Annotated in this window: 12 protein-coding genes and 2 pseudogenes; 6 read left to right on the top strand and 8 right to left on the bottom strand. The window is 59.0% G+C overall.

Annotated features, from left to right (window positions below):
• Positions 1-42 precede the first annotated feature (42 nt).
• A complete protein-coding gene (locus tag ABOC21_RS25820; protein WP_426813755.1) occupies positions 43-642 on the top strand; it encodes a DUF1454 family protein in 600 nt (199 codons plus the stop codon).
• A gap of 109 nt (positions 643-751) precedes the next feature.
• Positions 752-1,519: a triose-phosphate isomerase gene (tpiA, locus tag ABOC21_RS25815; RefSeq protein ID WP_095102601.1), complete on the top strand. Its 768-nt coding sequence runs from the start codon at positions 752-754 to the stop codon at positions 1,517-1,519.
• 68 nt (positions 1,520-1,587) lie between these two features.
• Here the strand turns inward: tpiA and ABOC21_RS25810 are convergent, their stop codons facing one another.
• From ABOC21_RS25810 to zapB, 8 genes and pseudogenes are all read right to left on the bottom strand, one after another.
• Positions 1,588-2,892 (bottom strand): SLC13 family permease, encoded by a 1,305-nt coding sequence (locus tag ABOC21_RS25810; RefSeq protein ID WP_426813754.1) that lies wholly within the window; start codon positions 2,890-2,892, stop codon positions 1,588-1,590.
• A gap of 115 nt (positions 2,893-3,007) precedes the next feature.
• Positions 3,008-3,731, bottom strand: a pseudogene (locus ABOC21_RS25805) (GntR family transcriptional regulator).
• A 62-nt stretch (positions 3,732-3,793) separates the two neighbouring features.
• On the bottom strand, positions 3,794-4,834 hold the full coding sequence (locus ABOC21_RS25800) for an ADP-ribosylglycohydrolase family protein (RefSeq protein ID WP_426813753.1): 1,041 nt from the start codon (positions 4,832-4,834) through the stop codon (positions 3,794-3,796).
• Between the two features lie 9 nt (positions 4,835-4,843).
• Complete coding sequence (locus tag ABOC21_RS25795) at positions 4,844-5,803, bottom strand: aminoimidazole riboside kinase (protein ID WP_426813752.1); 960 nt, start codon at positions 5,801-5,803, stop codon at positions 4,844-4,846.
• Between the two features lie 10 nt (positions 5,804-5,813).
• Positions 5,814-7,149, bottom strand: a pseudogene (locus ABOC21_RS25790) (MFS transporter).
• Positions 7,150-7,407: 258 nt separating this feature from the next.
• On the bottom strand, positions 7,408-8,169 hold the full coding sequence (locus tag ABOC21_RS25785; protein WP_426813751.1) for a CDP-diacylglycerol diphosphatase: 762 nt from the start codon (positions 8,167-8,169) through the stop codon (positions 7,408-7,410).
• 95 nt (positions 8,170-8,264) lie between these two features.
• Complete coding sequence (locus ABOC21_RS25780) at positions 8,265-9,254, bottom strand: sulfate ABC transporter substrate-binding protein (RefSeq protein ID WP_045853817.1); 990 nt, start codon at positions 9,252-9,254, stop codon at positions 8,265-8,267.
• A gap of 156 nt (positions 9,255-9,410) precedes the next feature.
• Positions 9,411-9,656 carry a septal ring assembly protein ZapB gene (gene zapB, locus ABOC21_RS25775; protein ID WP_095102595.1) on the bottom strand — a complete coding sequence of 82 codons (246 nt, stop codon included), beginning with the start codon at positions 9,654-9,656 and terminating at the stop codon, positions 9,411-9,413.
• A 444-nt stretch (positions 9,657-10,100) separates the two neighbouring features.
• Here zapB and ABOC21_RS25770 point away from each other — a divergent pair, with 444 nt between their 5' ends.
• From ABOC21_RS25770 to ABOC21_RS25755, 4 genes are all read left to right on the top strand, one after another.
• The gene (locus tag ABOC21_RS25770) at positions 10,101-10,952 is read left to right on the top strand and encodes an MIP/aquaporin family protein (protein ID WP_426813750.1); all 852 of its coding nucleotides are present in this window, start codon (positions 10,101-10,103) and stop codon (positions 10,950-10,952) included.
• Between the two features lie 21 nt (positions 10,953-10,973).
• The gene (gene glpK / locus ABOC21_RS25765; protein ID WP_426813749.1) at positions 10,974-12,482 is read left to right on the top strand and encodes a glycerol kinase GlpK; all 1,509 of its coding nucleotides are present in this window, start codon (positions 10,974-10,976) and stop codon (positions 12,480-12,482) included.
• Between the two features lie 241 nt (positions 12,483-12,723).
• Positions 12,724-14,115 carry a nucleobase:cation symporter-2 family protein gene (locus tag ABOC21_RS25760; RefSeq protein ID WP_426813748.1) on the top strand — a complete coding sequence of 464 codons (1,392 nt, stop codon included), beginning with the start codon at positions 12,724-12,726 and terminating at the stop codon, positions 14,113-14,115.
• 156 nt (positions 14,116-14,271) lie between these two features.
• Positions 14,272-15,975 (top strand): AsmA family protein, encoded by a 1,704-nt coding sequence (locus ABOC21_RS25755; protein WP_426813747.1) that lies wholly within the window; start codon positions 14,272-14,274, stop codon positions 15,973-15,975.
• Positions 15,976-16,122: the final 147 nt, after the last annotated feature.

Below are 16,122 nucleotides of genomic sequence, written 5' to 3'. Positions count from 1 at the left end.
TCCCGTTTTAATCGTCAGCAGGCAAAAAAAGGAAGGACCGGTATGAAGAAGTGGGCAACCTTATGTTTGATTGGGCTGACGGCGTTATCTGTCGGCCATAAGGCGCTGTCCGCCGAGCCAGAAGCCTCCTCCGCGGCGCCCTATCTGCTCTCCGGCGCGCCGGCCTTTGATATCTCCATCAGCGAATTTCGCGAAAAATTCAACGCCGAGAACCCCAAACTGCAGCTCAACGAATTTCGCGCGATTGCCTCCAGCCGCGATCGGGCTAACCTGACCCGGGCGGCCAGCAAGATTAACGAAAACCTGTACGCCTCCACCGCCCTGGAACGCGGCACGCTCAAAATCAAATCGATGCAGGTGACCTGGCTGCCCGTTCAGGGGCCGGAGCAGAAGGCGGCAAAGGCGAAAGCGCAGGAGTATATGAGCGCCGTTGTACGCGCTTTCGTCCCAACATTAAGCCCGGCGCAAAGCGGGCAAAAGCTGCAAAAACTCCTCGCCGCCGGCAAAGGGAAACGCTACTTCGCCGAAACCGAAGGCGCTATCCGCTATGTGGTGGCAGATAACGGCGAAAAGGGGCTTACCTTCGCGGTTGAACCGATTAAGCTAGCGCTATCTGAAACGCTGGAGAGCAATAATAAATGACAAAAAGCAAAGCCTTTCCAACGACGAAACTCTATACTGTTTGACAGACCATGCTGCCCCCAGGGGCGGCTATATTCCTTAATTCGCTTATGTAGCGTGGAGAATTAAAATGCGACATCCTTTAGTGATGGGTAACTGGAAACTGAACGGCAGCCGCCACATGGTAAACGAGCTGGTGGCGAACCTGCGTACCGAGCTGGCCGGCGTGACCGGCTGTGCTGTTGCTATCGCGCCGCCGGAAATGTATATCGATCTGGCTAAGCATGCGGCAGAAGGCAGCCATATTCACCTGGGCGCGCAGAACGTTGACCTGAACCAGTCCGGCGCATTCACCGGTGAAACCTCTGCCCAGATGCTGAAAGATGTCGGCGCTGAATACATCATCATCGGCCACTCTGAGCGTCGTACTTACCACAAAGAGTCTGACGAATTTATCGCGAAGAAATTCGCCGTGCTGAAAGAGCAGGGCCTGATCCCGGTTCTGTGCATCGGTGAAACCGAAGCTGAAAACGAAGCGGGCAAAACGGAAGAAGTTTGCGCACGCCAGATCGACGCCGTGCTGAAAACTCAGGGCGCAGCGGCATTCGAAGGCGTGGTTATCGCTTACGAACCCGTATGGGCTATCGGTACCGGCAAATCCGCGACCCCGGCTCAGGCTCAGGCGGTGCACAAATTTATCCGTGACCACATTGCGAAAGTGGACGCCAAAGTGGCCGAGCAGGTCATCATTCAGTACGGCGGTTCCGTTAACGCATCTAACGCCGCAGAGCTGTTCACCCAGCCGGACATCGACGGCGCGCTGGTTGGCGGCGCATCGCTGAAAGCAGACGCTTTCGCGGTCATCGTTAAAGCGGCAGAAGCAGCGAAAAAAGCGTAATTCAATACGCCGGTCACCCGGCGAGATGAATCCGCAGCCCGGCTTAGCGTAGCGCTAGCCGGGTTTTTTTATAGTTTCCCCAGCAGCTGATACCAGCCGTAGTTCAGCGGCAGCAGCAGCAGATAGCTGACCGCCGCCAGCGCAATGCACAGCAGCATCCCCGAACGCGCCGGAACTTTGCCCAGCGCCATCGCCACCACGATAGGCGATGCCTGATACGGCAGCAGCGGCGTCGAATAACCCAGGACCTGAATCATAATCACGCTCAGCAGCGGAAAGCCGGTGGCGTCAGCAAAACTCTGCGCAAAGGTGGTGTACAGCGCGGGTACGCCGTTGGCGGTCATAATAAAGTTCAGGGCGCTGGTGATCCCCGTCAGGGCGAGGAAGCTGGTAAAAGGGCTCTCTTTGTCGAGCGGCATAACGTGCAGCAAAGCGTTGCCGACCACGCCGCCAATCCCCGTTTGCGTGACGGTAATCGCCAGCCCCAGGATCCCGGCGACGTAAATGCAGGTGCGGATATTCACCCCGCTGGAGAACTCTTCCCCGCTGATAAATCCCACCCGCGGCAGCAGCGTAATCACCGCCGCCGCCAGCCCCGTCCAGGCGGGACCAATCCCGTGCCAGCTCTCGCTCACCCAGAGGCTCAAGACCACCGCCAGCAGCCAGGAGAGGCGCTTCTCATCCCGGCTCATCGGCGGCAGCGGCGTCCGTTCCCGCGGCGGATGCGGCCTGCCGGGGAACAGCCAGCAAATCAGCACGACCAGCGCCGCGCCCTTCAGCCAGCCCAGCACCGGCGTGTGCAGCAGCAAATACGGCAGGTAGTTGAGGTGAATACCGTACGACCCCTCCGCCGCGCCGCTCATCACTAAATTCGGCACGTTGGCGGGCAGGATCGTCGCCGATAGCTGGAAGGTGCCAAAGCCGACCGCCAGCGCCAGCCCGTACCAGGCGCGGGTGTCGTCCTCAATCCCGGCGCGCTTCGCCATCGCCGCGACGATCGGCATCAGCAGCGCGATACGCCCCATATTGGAGGGCATCACGAAGGCCAGGGCATAGCTGAACAGCACCACGCTGCCCACCATCAGCGGCCAGGAGTCGGTGAGCCTGGCCGATAGCGCCTGCGCCGTCCTGTCCGCCAGCCCGGTTTTACGGATCGCGATCCCGAGGACAAAGCCGCTGAACACCAGCCAGAACGCCGAGGACGCAAAGCCGCCAAAGATAACCTCCGGCGGCGCGATTTTCGCCATCATCGCGACGGCGAAAAACAGCAGCGCGGTAATAAACTCCGGCAGCAGGGAGGTCGCCCACAGCAGGATGGTGATACCGATAATCAGAGAGGGAAGGAACAGAGGGTAAGAAAGCCAGAGCGACATACCTGTCTCCTGTCGTTTTTTTCAGCAAGAATACGACGCCGGGTCGGACAGGTAAATGCCAGATATGGTGGGCCTATTGGTCGCTCGCCGCCCCGGGGTTTATCGCGCCGCGCGGTTAGTGGTAGTGGATTTCGCCGAAATATTCCGACAGCACGTAATAGCGGCAGTATTCGAAGGGGATATCCCGCCCGGCCTGAAACGTCTGTCGCGCCACGGACAGCAGCGGCTTGTTGGCGGCAACCTGCAGCTTCTCGCACAGCTCCGCGGAGGGCAAAATGGCCTCCACTTTTTCAATCGCCGAGTCGCTGGTGACGTTGAGCAGCGAATACAGCGAGGTGTGCTCCAGCGCCTCAGCCGTCAGTTCGAGGCCGGGAAAGAAGCTCAGATCGAGATAGATTTTCTCATGGTTAAACGGGCGATTGTTCAGGTAGCGAATACGCGAAATAAAAAGATAGTGCTGATGCGCGGGCAGGCTCAGGCCATCGGCCTGGGCGTCGCGCGCCCGACGGGGCGCAATTTCGAGGATGCGGTTTTCAACGGCAACGCTGGCATCCTGTAAATCGCGGGTAATTCCGCGAAAGGTGTGGCCGTAGTTGACCCCTTCCGGCACGGCGCAGACCACCGAACCGCTCCCGCGCTGCGACGAGATAATGCCCGCGTTGATAAGCTCGCTCCAGGCCTGCTTCACCACGATCAGCGAGACGTGATACTCCCGGGCCAGCTCCTTTTGCGTCGGCAGACTGGCTGCCCAAAGGCAAAGAGCCGTTCTGGATCCGCTGACAGATGATAAAAAATAGTTGCTTATAAAGCGGGGTAAAGCTCGTTTTATCAACCTGCAAACTACGCACCTCGCGTCTTCGCCAGCGGGGGACGCGCTACCGTCCCCGGCAGGGTGAATTCGCTACCCTGCGATCTGTCTGGCCAGTTCTGCCAAATCGAAATGATTCATACGATCCACGGTCGTTAAATAATCGGCGGGAAAAGCGTCCACGCCGTGGAATGCGCCGGCGATCGCCCCAACCATGGTGGCGACGGTATCAGTATCATTGCCGATATTAACGCCGGAGATAATAGCATCTACGGCAGAATTCGGACAGCACGCGAACAGGCCGAACGCCGCCGGCACCGCTTCGCTGACGTGCAGCCCGCTGCCGATGATGTCGGCAAGCTCCACTACCGCCGTTTCCCAATGACGATGCCGCTTGCCGATCGCCACGGCCAGCTCGATGCGCCGGGCGACGGACGGCCCGGCGACCATCATCGCGCCCTGGGCTTCTGCCAGCAGATAGCCCCTCTGCGCGCCGTACACACCGGCCGCGATAATGCTGTCGGCATCGGTCTGGGCCCTTAGCGCTTCGCTGGTCGCCGCCGCCATTGCCGCCGCGCCGGACATCGCCAGCACGTTGTTATGCGTAAAGCGGCAAATCTGCAGCGCGCAATCAATCGCCGCGTCAAGATTGCCGGGATGCAGCACCGCCGCGGGCCAAATCTTCATTGCCGCGCCGTTCGTCGCCTCGGCGTTGCCCTTATTAATAATCTGTACGGACTGCTTTTCTCCCTCCAGCTCGCCCTGCAACGAGGCGCGGTTATCGTTAAAGATCGCCTTCATCGCCGCCCGGGTGGTGGGGCCGGTAAAATTGGCGTAGTAGGGATAAGCCAGCCACTGCTGAAACGCCTCGCGCATCGCCTCGTCGCTGACCTCGCGCCGATGGCGCAGCAGAGCCTCCATAATGTACTTCGCCTGGATAAAATCATCGGTGCACATCCCGGCCTCGTTGCAGCGGCCAAAGGTGTCGGCGGGAGGCTTCTGAAAGGTGGTGACCCAGCCGCCAAAATAGTCCTTTATTTGCTGCTGAGTGCGCACTTCCGTCGCCGCGCCCATCGCGTCCGCCGCGGCGGCGCCAACCAGGCATCCCAGTATTTTGTTTTGCTCAACGTGCATGATGACTCCTTATTTCACGGTCATGGCTTGTTCCAGCGCGTGGCTGGAGAGAAAAGTGTTTAGCTGATCGGGGAACGGCAGCGCGGTCATCGCCCCTTTCGCCGTTACCGCCATCGAGCCGCAGGCGTTAGCCTGCCGAATCGCGGTGGCCAGCAGCGCGGCGTCCCAGCGGTCAGCCTGCGCGAGGGTGTAGAGCAGGCCGCCGACAAAAGCGTCGCCGGCGCCGGTAGTATCGACGACCTCAACGCGGGGGGCGGGAAACCACAGCTCGCCTTCGGGGCTCACCAGCAGCGCGCCCTCGGCGCCTAATGAGATCACGGTGGTTTCGCAGCCCAGATCGCGCAGGTAGTAGCGGGCATCCTGCCAGCGGTCGGCGCCGCTCAGCTGGCAGAGCTCGTCGGCGGAGACTTTGCAGATTGAGGCGAGCGCCGCGGAGCGGGCGATCAGGGCGGGGATTTCGCCGGCATCCCGCCACATCTTGCTGCGTAAATTGACGTCGAACAGCACGTAGCCGCCGGCCTCGCGCGCTCTTTTCGCCCCTTCCAGGCACGCCTCCCGCGCCGGCTGGTCCGTTAACCCTATCGAGCTGAAGTAAAACCACTCGTGCGGGCGGAACGACGGCAGATCCGCCGGCGACACGTAGGTATCGGCCCCGGGATGCACCAGATAGGTGAAGCTGCGCTCCCCGTCGGCCGCCAGATTGACAATCAGTACCGCGCTGGTCAGCGCCGCATCGTGCCTCAGATATGAGACATCCACGGCGTTATCCTGAAAAACCTGGCGCAGGAAATGCCCCGCATCATCGTCCCCGAGGCAGCCGATAAAGCCGCATCGCCCTCCCAGCCTGGCGACGCAGACGCTAACGTTCGCCGAGGCGCCACCGGGGCACTTCAGGTAGCTGTCCTGTCTTTCCGCAACCAGATCAACGGAGGCGTCGCCGATAACCCAGACCTTATTCATGCCGTTCATCCGCGCCTCCTTATGCCTGCCGCTGCGCCAGCTCGTGCTGAATGTCGCGGTAGTAGTGGTTATTGATCAGATATTTTTTCATCAGCAGGCCCACCGCCAGATGGAACAGCGCCGGGATTATCGTCATCATCAGCGCAATGCCGGTGAGCGAACGGGCGCTCTGCTCAACGTCGGCCTGGTAGCCAAAATGGCTCAGCAGGAAGCCCAGCACGCCGCCCGCCACCCCCATGCCGAACTTCTGGAAAAAGAGGATGCCGCCAAACGCGAGGCCGGAGACGCGCAGTCCGGTTTTCTTTTCCCCGTAATCCACCGCCTCGGCGATAGACGACCAGAACACCGGCATTTGCATGTCGCAGAAGAAGTTGATGAGAAAATAGAAGACAAACGCCAGCGCGAGGTTTTCGCGGCCGACGCAGAAATACATCAGCGCGCTGAGGACGAAGGTGACAAGCTGGGTATAGCGGAACATCTTGATTTTGTCCCAGAAGCGGGTGACCCAAGTGGTGGCAATCATCGCCAGAATCGAGGCGACGACGCCGGTGGTCAGGAAGGGCGAAATCAGGCTATCGCCGCCGTTCAGGAAATATTTCGCGTAGTAGGCGGCGACGGAACCGCGGATCACGTAGCCGCACATCAGGAGTAAAATCACCGCGCCGAGAATAAGCCACTGATCGTTACGCAGCAGATACTTAAACTGCTTGCCGACCGGGAGAGAGGTAATTTCCGGGACGCTGCGTTCGCGGGTGGCGAGGAAGCAGAAGATAAACAGCAGCGCGCCCATGGCGCCCATCAGCCCCATCGAAAACTGGTAGCCCAGCGCCTTGTTGCCCTGCCCCAGCCAGACGGCGAGCATCGGCACCACGATGGTCACCAGGAACGCGGCAATCTTGGTCATGACAAAGCGATAGCCGTTGGCGCTCAGGCGTTCAACGGGGTCGTCGGTGATCACGCCAATCATCGAAATGTAGGGAATGGTAATGGCGGTATAGACGAGGGTCATCAGAATATAGGTACCGTAGGCCCACGCCAGCTTGGCCATATACGCCATATCCGGGGTGATAAACATCAAATAGACGGCAAAGCCAAAAGGCACGGCAAACCACAGCAGCCACGGACGATAGCGCCCCCAGCGGGTATTGAACTTATCGGTCAGGATCCCCATTGCCGGATCGATAATGGCATCGATCAACCGTACGACCACAAACAGCACGCCGACATCCGCGGCGCTCAGGCCGTAGATGTCGGTATAGAAATAAGCGAGGAGCAGACTGCATAGCAATAATGACAACGTTTATCGCCATATCCCCTGCGCCAAAGCCGATTTTTTCCACGATAGAAAGTTTCATGTTGAAATTCCTTTACGCTCAAAAGCGCAAACCTGTCGAACAATTGATGATGACACTACGTGAAATAAAAACGTTTTTATGGATAAGCCATCCAATAAGATGACTATGAGGAGAGTGTAACGATCGCCAAAAAGATATAAAGGTATACCTTTATATCTTTTGATCGGATTCACATTAATTTTACGTATGGATCTACATCCCGGCAGCAACCGGGATGAGAATCAATAAGATACCGGCAGGGCGCCGATGGGGAGAAAACTACCGGGAGGTCAGGATCGCGCAGCTATGGTCCTGAATCTCTTCCGCAGAGGCGCGATTCAGGGTCAGCAAATTGCGCTCGGTTGCCAGCAGCACCAGCGAACCGTCGCTCTGTTTGGCCATCGCCAGCGCGAAGCGTCCCATATGTTCACGCGCCTCGGGCACCTCTTCCGCCAGCATCAGGAAGGGGCTGCGCTGGGCAAGCTCCGCTTCGGTCACCCGGCGCGCCAGATATTCATGGCCAAGCAAACCGCCCGGCAGCGGCAGCCAGCGGCTGCTAATCACGGAGGCCTCGCGGTCCAGCTGGGCGCGAACGTCCTGGCGCAGGCAGGAAATATGAATATGGAGGTGGTTCTGCGTACGCCCGCTGCGGGAGTTAATCGTCAGCGCAACCGCGTTATCGGGTACCGGCGAACCGCGACGTTCGCTCATAATTTCCCGCCCTTGCCAGGCCTGCCAGAAGAAGTTTGCCGTCGATGGATTGAGCAGAAGCGGGCTCTCGGTGCCGTTAATCCGGTACGTCGGCATCAGCAGATACTGCAGCGGCCCGTTGCGGTCTTTAAACAGGACATAGCCGCCTTGCAGATTGACCTCGGCGCAGGGGGCCGGGTTTTGCTGCTGCTGCTGATTGACCACGCACTGCTGCAATACGATGCGCCGCAGCGCATCCGGGTTGCCGGAGCGCAGCCAGTACCAGCCGCCCGCCGCTGCCGCCGCAGCCACCACCAGAACGCCGAATAAAAGGTATCGTACTCTTCGCATTATATTTTCCTGTCTCAGCCAGAAACGGAAGAGTAGCGTAATTTGATGACCAAATGAAAACGCCCGGTCATTTAACCGGGCGTTGAGGGGAGAGATTAACGCTGACTAATTTGGTCGAAGGTGCCGCCGTTAGAGAAGTGCTCCTTCTGAGCTTTGGTCCAGCCGCCGAACTCCTGGTCGATAGTAAACAGCTTCAGCTTCGGAAACTCGCTGGCATATTTGCTGGCGACGGCCGGATCGCGCGGACGATAGTAGTTCTTCGCCGCAATCTCCTGACCTTCCGGGGAGTAGAGATACTTCAGGTAGGCTTCCGCCACCTGGCGAGTGCCTTTTTTATCGACCACTTTATCCACGACCGAAACGGTCGGCTCGGCCAGAATCGATTCACTCGGAGTGACGATTTCAAACTTGTCTTTACCCAGCTCGTTTGCCGCCAGCAGGGCTTCGTTTTCCCAGGCGATCAGCACATCGCCGATCCCACGTTCGACGAAGGTATTCGTTGAGCCACGGGCGCCGGAATCCAGCACTTCGACGTTTTTAAACAGCGCCTTCACGAACTCCTGAGCTTTCGCCTGGTCGCCGTGATTCTGGTGCAGGGCGTAGCCCCAGGCTGCCAGATAGTTCCAGCGCGCGCCGCCGGAGCTTTTCGGGTTCGGCGTAATGACCGACACGCCCGGCTTAATCAGGTCGTTCCAGTCATGAATCTGCTTCGGGTTGCCCTTACGCACGAGGAACACGATGGTTGAAGTATAGGGTGCGGAGTTATCCGGCAGGCGTTTCAGCCAGTTTTTATCGATGCGGCCGCGTTCGGCAATCGCGTCAACGTCATAGGCCAGCGCCAGGGTAACGACGTCGGCTTCAATGCCGTTAATGACCGATGTCGCCTGCTTGCCGGAACCGCCGTGAGACTGACGAATCACCACGTTGTCGCCGGTTTCCTGCTTCCAGTGCGCGCTAAACGCTTTGTTGTACTGTTCGTACAGCTCGCGCGTCGGATCGTAAGATACGTTTAATAGCTGAATGTCTTTTGCCAGAACGCTGGCGGATGCCAGCAACAGAGTTAACCCCACGCCCCACTTATTCATCGCACCGCTCTCTATATGTCGTGTTGTGATGAACTAAGCGTGCCAGAAAGCGAATCAATGATTAAAGAATAAAAAAAGATTGGCTATAACTTGAGGGAATATACGAAGGAGTAAAACTAACCCCCTCCCGGACAGGAGAGGGTGAGGACGAGCGGGCTACACTTCTTCCATGCGGCCCAGCAGCGCCTGCAGACGATCCTGCCAGCCCTGCTGCTGCTCTCTCAGCTGGCCGTTTTCACGCTCCAGCTCTTCACGACTGTGCTGAGCGCCCTGAACTTCCTGCGCCAGCGTGTTGTTCTTTTCTTTCAGCTCTTCGATTTCCATCTGCAACAGCGTGATGGTATCAATCGCCTGCTGTACTTTTGACTCTAATTTCTCAAACACTTCTAATGACATCGTCATACCTCTCCTGAACTTGCAAGGCGTTGATAGAAACCGTCCGTTTCGTATACGCGTTGACGCCTTAACGAAAATAAGCGCACTACAGTGGTGATGCAGTCGATTGTATGAATCCCCGCCTTCCCTGTCCAGCGACAACCCGCGCAGATTGCGGTTGGCAACACTTTTCAGTCTTTACCTGGCCCATTCGGCGCCTGTCCCCGGAACTTCTCCGGCAATTGTTAATCATTGGGTTAGCGCCGCGCGGCCGTAAACGCTCTTTAATGTGCTACAACACGCGTTTGTGGCGCGAAAACGCTCATTTTCTTGAGCTGGCACACACATTTTGAGTTCGATATTTCTCGTTTTTGTTCGTTAACGATAAATTAACACTATGCCTACATGGCAGCGTGGTCGACGACGACCTTCATACTTACAATAATCACCACTTTGTTTCAGGATTCGATTATGAGCCAAACATCAACACTAAAAGGCCAGTGCATCGCAGAGTTCCTCGGTACCGGGTTGTTGATCTTTTTCGGCGTTGGGTGCGTCGCTGCGCTCAAAGTCGCGGGAGCCAGCTTCGGTCAATGGGAAATCAGCATCATCTGGGGTCTGGGGGTCGCGATGGCGATTTACCTGACCGCAGGCGTTTCCGGTGCTCACCTTAACCCGGCAGTTACCATCTCGCTGTGGCTGTTCGCCTGCTTTGACGGACGTAAAGTTGTTCCTTTTATCGTTGCGCAATTCGCTGGCGCCTTTTGCGCTGCGGCATTAGTTTACGGGCTTTATTACAATCTTTTCCTCGATTTCGAACACTCGCATAATATGGTGCGCGGTAGCGTCGAAAGTCTTGATCTGGCAGGAATTTTCTCCACTTATCCGAACCCGCATATCAATTTCGTGCAGGCCTTCGCGGTAGAGATGGTGATTACCGCTATCCTGATGGGCGTTATTCTGGCGTTAACCGATGACGGTAACGGCGTGCCTCGCGGACCGCTGGCTCCGCTGCTGATCGGTCTGCTTATCGCCGTGATCGGCGCATCGATGGGCCCGCTGACCGGCTTCGCCATGAACCCGGCTCGCGACCTCGGACCGAAAACCTTCGCCTGGCTTGCCGGCTGGGGCGACGTCGCCTTCACCGGCGGCAAAGATATTCCCTATTTCCTGGTGCCGCTGTGCGCACCGGTGGTCGGTGCCGCTCTGGGTGCATTCAGCTACCGCAAGCTGATTGGCCGCCACCTGCCCTGCGACATCTGCGAAGTTGAGGAGCAGGACACAACCTCCACCTCTACGACGCAACCCAAAGCTTCGCTGTAATCTGACTACGAGACTCATACTATGACCGACAAAAAATATATCGTTGCGCTCGACCAGGGCACCACCAGCTCCCGGGCCGTAGTGATGGATCACAATGCCAATATCGTCAGCGTTTCTCAGCGTGAATTTGAGCAAATTTATCCCCGGCCGGGCTGGGTTGAACACGACCCGATGGAGATTTGGGCCTCGCAAAGCTCCACGCTGGTAGAAGTGCTGGCGAAAGCGGATATCAGCTCCGACGAGATCGCCGGCATCGGCATCACCAACCAGCGTGAAACCGCCATCGTCTGGGAACGCGAAACCGGCAAGCCGATTTATAACGCCATCGTCTGGCAGTGCCGCCGTACCGCCGAGATCTGCGAGCAGCTCAAGCGTGACGGCATGGAAGAGTACATCCGCCAGGCCACCGGCCTGGTCGTGGACCCGTACTTCTCCGGCACCAAAGTGAAGTGGATCCTCGATCACGTTGAGGGCTCGCGCGAACGCGCTAAGCGCGGCGAGCTGCTGTTCGGGACCGTTGATACCTGGCTGGTGTGGAAAATGACCCAGGGCCGCGTGCACGTGACCGACTACACCAACGCCTCGCGCACCATGCTGTTCAATATCAACGACCTGGACTGGGACGACAAAATGCTCGACGCGCTGGATATTCCGCGCGCCATGCTGCCGGAAGTGCGCAAGTCCTCCGAGATATACGGCCAGACCAACATCGGCGGTAAAGGCGGCACGCGTATTCCTATCGCGGGTATTGCCGGCGACCAGCAGGCGGCGCTGTTCGGCCAGCTGTGCGTCAAAGAGGGGATGGCGAAAAACACCTACGGCACCGGCTGCTTTATGCTGATGAACACCGGCGAGAAAGCGGTTGCCTCGACCCACGGCCTGCTGACCACCATTGCCTGCGGCCCGCGCGGCGAAGTTAACTACGCCCTGGAGGGCGCGGTATTTATGGCCGGCGCCTCTATTCAGTGGCTGCGCGACGAGATGAAGCTGATCAACGACGCGTTCGATTCCGAATATTTCGCCACCAAGGTGAAGGATACCAACGGCGTGTACGTGGTCCCGGCGTTTACCGGCCTCGGCGCGCCCTACTGGGACCCGTACGCTCGCGGCGCGATCTTTGGCCTGACCCGTGGGGTAAACGCCAACCATATTATCCGCGCAACCCTGGAGTCTATCGCCTATCAGACCCGCGACGTGCTGGAAGCGATGCAGGCTGACTCCGGCATCCGCCTGCACGCGCTGCGCGTCGACGGCGGCGCGGTCGCCAACAACTTCCTGATGCAGTTCCAGTCCGATATTCTCGGCACCCGCGTCGAGCGCCCGGAAGTCCGTGAAGTCACGGCGCTGGGTGCGGCTTACCTGGCCGGTCTGGCAGTTGGCTTCTGGCAGAACCTGGACGAGCTGCAGGAGAAAGCGGTGATCGAGCGCGAATTCCGTCCGGGGATCGAAACCACCGAACGTAACTACCGCTACAGCGGCTGGAAAAAAGCGGTGAAACGCGCCCTGGCGTGGGAAGAGCACGAAGAGTAATCCCGCCGAAACCGTCCCGGTAGCGCAGCGCTTACCGGGACGACGGCTTTATGCGCAACGTTTTTTCTTCGCCCGGATAAGGTGCCCGGCACCGGCTCGGGCTTCTTTTTCGCCCCGCCATGCGAATGCCTTTTCCCCACACTTTTTCGGCGGAATTATTTTTCCTCAAACGCTGGCAAACGTTTGCTTTTGCATTACAGTCCGCTAAAATCCCCGCTTTGCCACCTTGGGATTGCTTGTGATGTCCGTGAATACCGCCGAGCCAGAAAATGCGCAACCGGTTGCGCATAAACAAACCAGCGAATTAATCTACCGCCTCGAAGACCGCCCCCCGCTGCCACAAACGCTGTTCGCCGCCTTCCAGCACCTGCTGGCGATGTTTGTTGCGGTGATCACGCCGGCGCTATTAATTTGTCAGGCTCTGGGTCTTCCCGCCCAGGATACGCAGCACATCATCAGCATGTCGCTGTTTGCTTCCGGCGTGGCATCGATTATTCAAATTAAGGCCTGGGGACCGGTCGGCTCCGGGCTCCTCTCCATTCAGGGCACCAGTTTTAACTTCGTCGCCCCGCTGATTATGGGCGGTACCGCGCTAAAAACCGGCGGCGCCGACGTGCCGACGATGATGGCCGCGCTGTTCGGCACCCTGATGCTGGCCAGCTGCACGGAAATGGTCCTCTCCCGCATTCTGCACCTTGCGCGACGCGTTATTACCCCGCTGGTCTCCGGCGTGGTGGTGATGATTATCGGCCTGTCCCTCATTCAGGTTGGCCTGACCTCCATCGGCGGCGGCTACGCGGCGATGGCCGACCACACCTTCGGCGCGCCGAAAAACCTGCTGCTGGCGGGTATCGTGCTGGGGCTGATCATTATTCTTAACCGCCAGCGCAACCCCTACCTGCGCATCGCTTCGCTGGTTATCGCGATGGCGGCCGGCTACCTGGCGGCCTGGCTGCTCGATATGCTTCCCGCCAATACCGCGGCAACCGACAGCAGCCTGATTATGGTGCCCACCCCGCTCTATTACGGTCTGGGGATTGACTGGAACCTGCTGCTGCCGCTGATGCTGGTGTTTATGATCACCTCCCTGGAAACGATCGGCGATATCACCGCCACTTCCGACGTTTCCGAGCAGCCGGTTTCCGGCCCGCTGTATATGAAGCGACTGAAGGGCGGCGTGTTGGCCAACGGCCTGAACTCGTTTGTCTCCGCGGTATTTAATACCTTCCCGAACTCCTGCTTCGGTCAGAATAATGGCGTGATTCAGCTCACCGGCGTGGCCAGCCGCTACGTCGGTTTTGTGGTGGCGCTGATGCTTATCGTGCTCGGGCTGTTCCCGGCGGTCAGCGGCTTTGTGCAGCATATCCCTGAGCCGGTGCTCGGCGGCGCGACGCTGGTGATGTTCGGCACCATCGCCGCATCCGGCGTGCGCATCGTCTCCCGCGAGCCGCTGAACCGCCGGGCGATCCTGATTATCGCCCTGTCGCTGGCGGTGGGTCTCGGCGTCTCCCAGCAGCCGATGATCCTGCAGTTCGCCCCTGACTGGCTGAAGAACCTGCTCTCCTCCGGTATCGCCGCCGGCGGTATTACGGCGATTGTGCTGAATTTGGTCTTCCCGCCAGAGAAAAACTGATCCCGCCTTGCTCCCCGGCCGCGCACGGCGGCCGGGGCAGCCTGAAGTCTGCCCCTTTTAGCCCCCTCACATCATCTGATTACACAATTCCTGTCTTGAGGATTGCGCATAATTCGGGCATAACAGCCTTATGTGCCTCGCTCAGGATGTAAGACCATGAAATTTCCTGGAAAGTTGATTCTCTGGCTGCTGGCCGTTCTGCTGGTCGCGATCGTTGCCGCCTGGTTCCTGCTACAGACCCACTGGGGCTCGCGTCAGGCCAGCGCCTGGCTGAGCGACGGCACCGGCTGGCAGGTCTCCTTCGATGCGATGGATCACGACTTCTCGGCGCCGCTCCACCTGCAGCTGCAAAACGTGACGTTCGGTCGCGACGGCAAGCCCCCGACGCTGGTTGCCAAAACGGTGGATATCGGCTTTAGCACCCGCCAGTTCAGCGATCCGCTGCATGCCGATGAGATTGTGCTCAGCGACGGGACGTTAAACCTTTCCCCCTCCTCCGCCTCTTTGCCCTTTGCCGCCGACCGCCTGCAGCTGCGCAATATGGCGTTTAACAGCCCGGAAACCGGCTGGGACCTGAGCGCGCAGCGGGTGACCGGCGGCGTCAGCCCGTGGGCGCCGGAAGCGGGCAACGTTCTGGGGAAAAAAGCGCAAATTCAGATGAGCGCGGGTTCGCTGACTCTCAACGGGGTTGAGGCCAGCAACGTCCTGATTCAGGGAAGCATTGATAATGGCGAAGTCACGCTGTCCACTCTCGGCGCCGATATCGCCCGCGGAACGCTAACCGGCAACGCCAAACGCGGCGCCGACGGCAGCTGGCTGGTTGATAATCTGCAGCTGAATGAAACCCGCCTGCAGAGCGATAAGGCGCTGGCGGACTTCTTCGCTCCGCTGACCACCGTCCCTTCGCTGCAAATTGGCCGCCTCGATGTGACCGATGCCAGCCTGCAGGGAACCGACTGGGCGGTCACCGGCCTGGACCTCAGCCTGCGCAATCTGACCTTAAGCCACGGCGACTGGCAGAGCGAGGACGGCACCCTGTCGATGAACGCCAGCGAATTCATTAACGGCTCGCTGCACTTCCTCGATCCAATCCTTAATGCCGAATTCTCGCCGCAGGGTATCGCCCTGCGTCAGTTTACCTCGCGCTGGGAAGGCGGGATGGTGCGCACCTCCGGCCGCTGGCTGCGCGACGGCAAGGCGCTGGTGCTGGATGACACCGCCTTTGCCGGGCTGGAATATACTCTGCCGGAAAACTGGAAACAGCTGTGGATGGAGCCGCTGCCGGCCTGGTTACAGAGCCTGACGCTGAAGAAATTCGGCGCCAGCCGCAACCTGGTTATCGATATCGATCCGCAGTTCCCCTGGCAGGTTACCGCCCTTGACGGCTACGGCGGCGAACTGCAGCTGGTGAAGGATCGGCGCTGGGGCGTATGGAACGGCAGCGCGACGCTCAACGCCGCCGCCGCGACCTTTAACCGCGTTGACGTCCGCCGCCCGTCGCTTAAGCTCAGCGCCAACGCCTCAACGGTCAATATCAACGAGCTTAGCGCCTTTACCGAGCGCGGTATTTTACAGGCCACCGCCGCGGTGTCGCAGCTTCCCCAGCGCCAGGTTAATCTCAGCCTGAACGGGCGCGGCGTACCGCTGAACGTCCTGCAGGCGTGGGGCTGGCCCGCGCTACCGGTTTCCGGTGACGGCAATTTCCAGCTAACCGCCAGCGGCAGCGTGCTAGCCGATGCGCCGCTCAGGCCGACGGTGAACGGCCAGCTCAGCGCGACCAATATGGAAAAACAGCAGGTTGCGCAGGTGATGCGCAGCGGCGAGGTAAGCGGCGCCCAGCCCGCGCCCGTCGCGCCTTAATTTCCTCGTCCTCCAGCCTTCTCCCTGCGGGGAGAAGGTCCCCCTATATTTCCCGCCCCTGAAACCTGTTGCCATTTTGCGGCTGTTTGTGCCTATTTCCCGCAACATGTTCCTTTCAAATAGCAGAATTGCTATAACCAAAATACT

It is taken from the genome of Klebsiella sp. WOUb02 (assembly GCF_050058015.1).
In the GTDB taxonomy this organism is placed as follows: Bacteria; Pseudomonadota; Gammaproteobacteria; order Enterobacterales; family Enterobacteriaceae; genus Klebsiella.
Note: the sequence above shows the minus strand (reverse complement) of the source record. Positions and strands in the feature narration are given on the sequence as shown.

Excerpts from the sequence above, each read along its gene's own strand:
- ABOC21_RS25820 (WP_426813755.1), top strand. The coding sequence starts at position 43 with ATGAAGAAGTGGGCAACCTTATGTTTGATTGGGCTGACGGCGTTATCT.
- tpiA (WP_095102601.1), top strand. The coding sequence starts at position 752 with ATGCGACATCCTTTAGTGATGGGTAACTGGAAACTGAACGGCAGCCGC.
- ABOC21_RS25810 (WP_426813754.1), bottom strand. The coding sequence starts at position 2,892 with ATGTCGCTCTGGCTTTCTTACCCTCTGTTCCTTCCCTCTCTGATTATC.
- ABOC21_RS25800 (WP_426813753.1), bottom strand. The coding sequence starts at position 4,834 with ATGCACGTTGAGCAAAACAAAATACTGGGATGCCTGGTTGGCGCCGCC.
- ABOC21_RS25795 (WP_426813752.1), bottom strand. The coding sequence starts at position 5,803 with ATGAACGGCATGAATAAGGTCTGGGTTATCGGCGACGCCTCCGTTGAT.
- ABOC21_RS25785 (WP_426813751.1), bottom strand. The coding sequence starts at position 8,169 with ATGCGAAGAGTACGATACCTTTTATTCGGCGTTCTGGTGGTGGCTGCG.
- ABOC21_RS25780 (WP_045853817.1), bottom strand. The coding sequence starts at position 9,254 with ATGAATAAGTGGGGCGTGGGGTTAACTCTGTTGCTGGCATCCGCCAGC.
- zapB (WP_095102595.1), bottom strand. The coding sequence starts at position 9,656 with ATGACGATGTCATTAGAAGTGTTTGAGAAATTAGAGTCAAAAGTACAG.
- ABOC21_RS25770 (WP_426813750.1), top strand. The coding sequence starts at position 10,101 with ATGAGCCAAACATCAACACTAAAAGGCCAGTGCATCGCAGAGTTCCTC.
- glpK (WP_426813749.1), top strand. The coding sequence starts at position 10,974 with ATGACCGACAAAAAATATATCGTTGCGCTCGACCAGGGCACCACCAGC.
- ABOC21_RS25760 (WP_426813748.1), top strand. The coding sequence starts at position 12,724 with ATGTCCGTGAATACCGCCGAGCCAGAAAATGCGCAACCGGTTGCGCAT.
- ABOC21_RS25755 (WP_426813747.1), top strand. The coding sequence starts at position 14,272 with ATGAAATTTCCTGGAAAGTTGATTCTCTGGCTGCTGGCCGTTCTGCTG.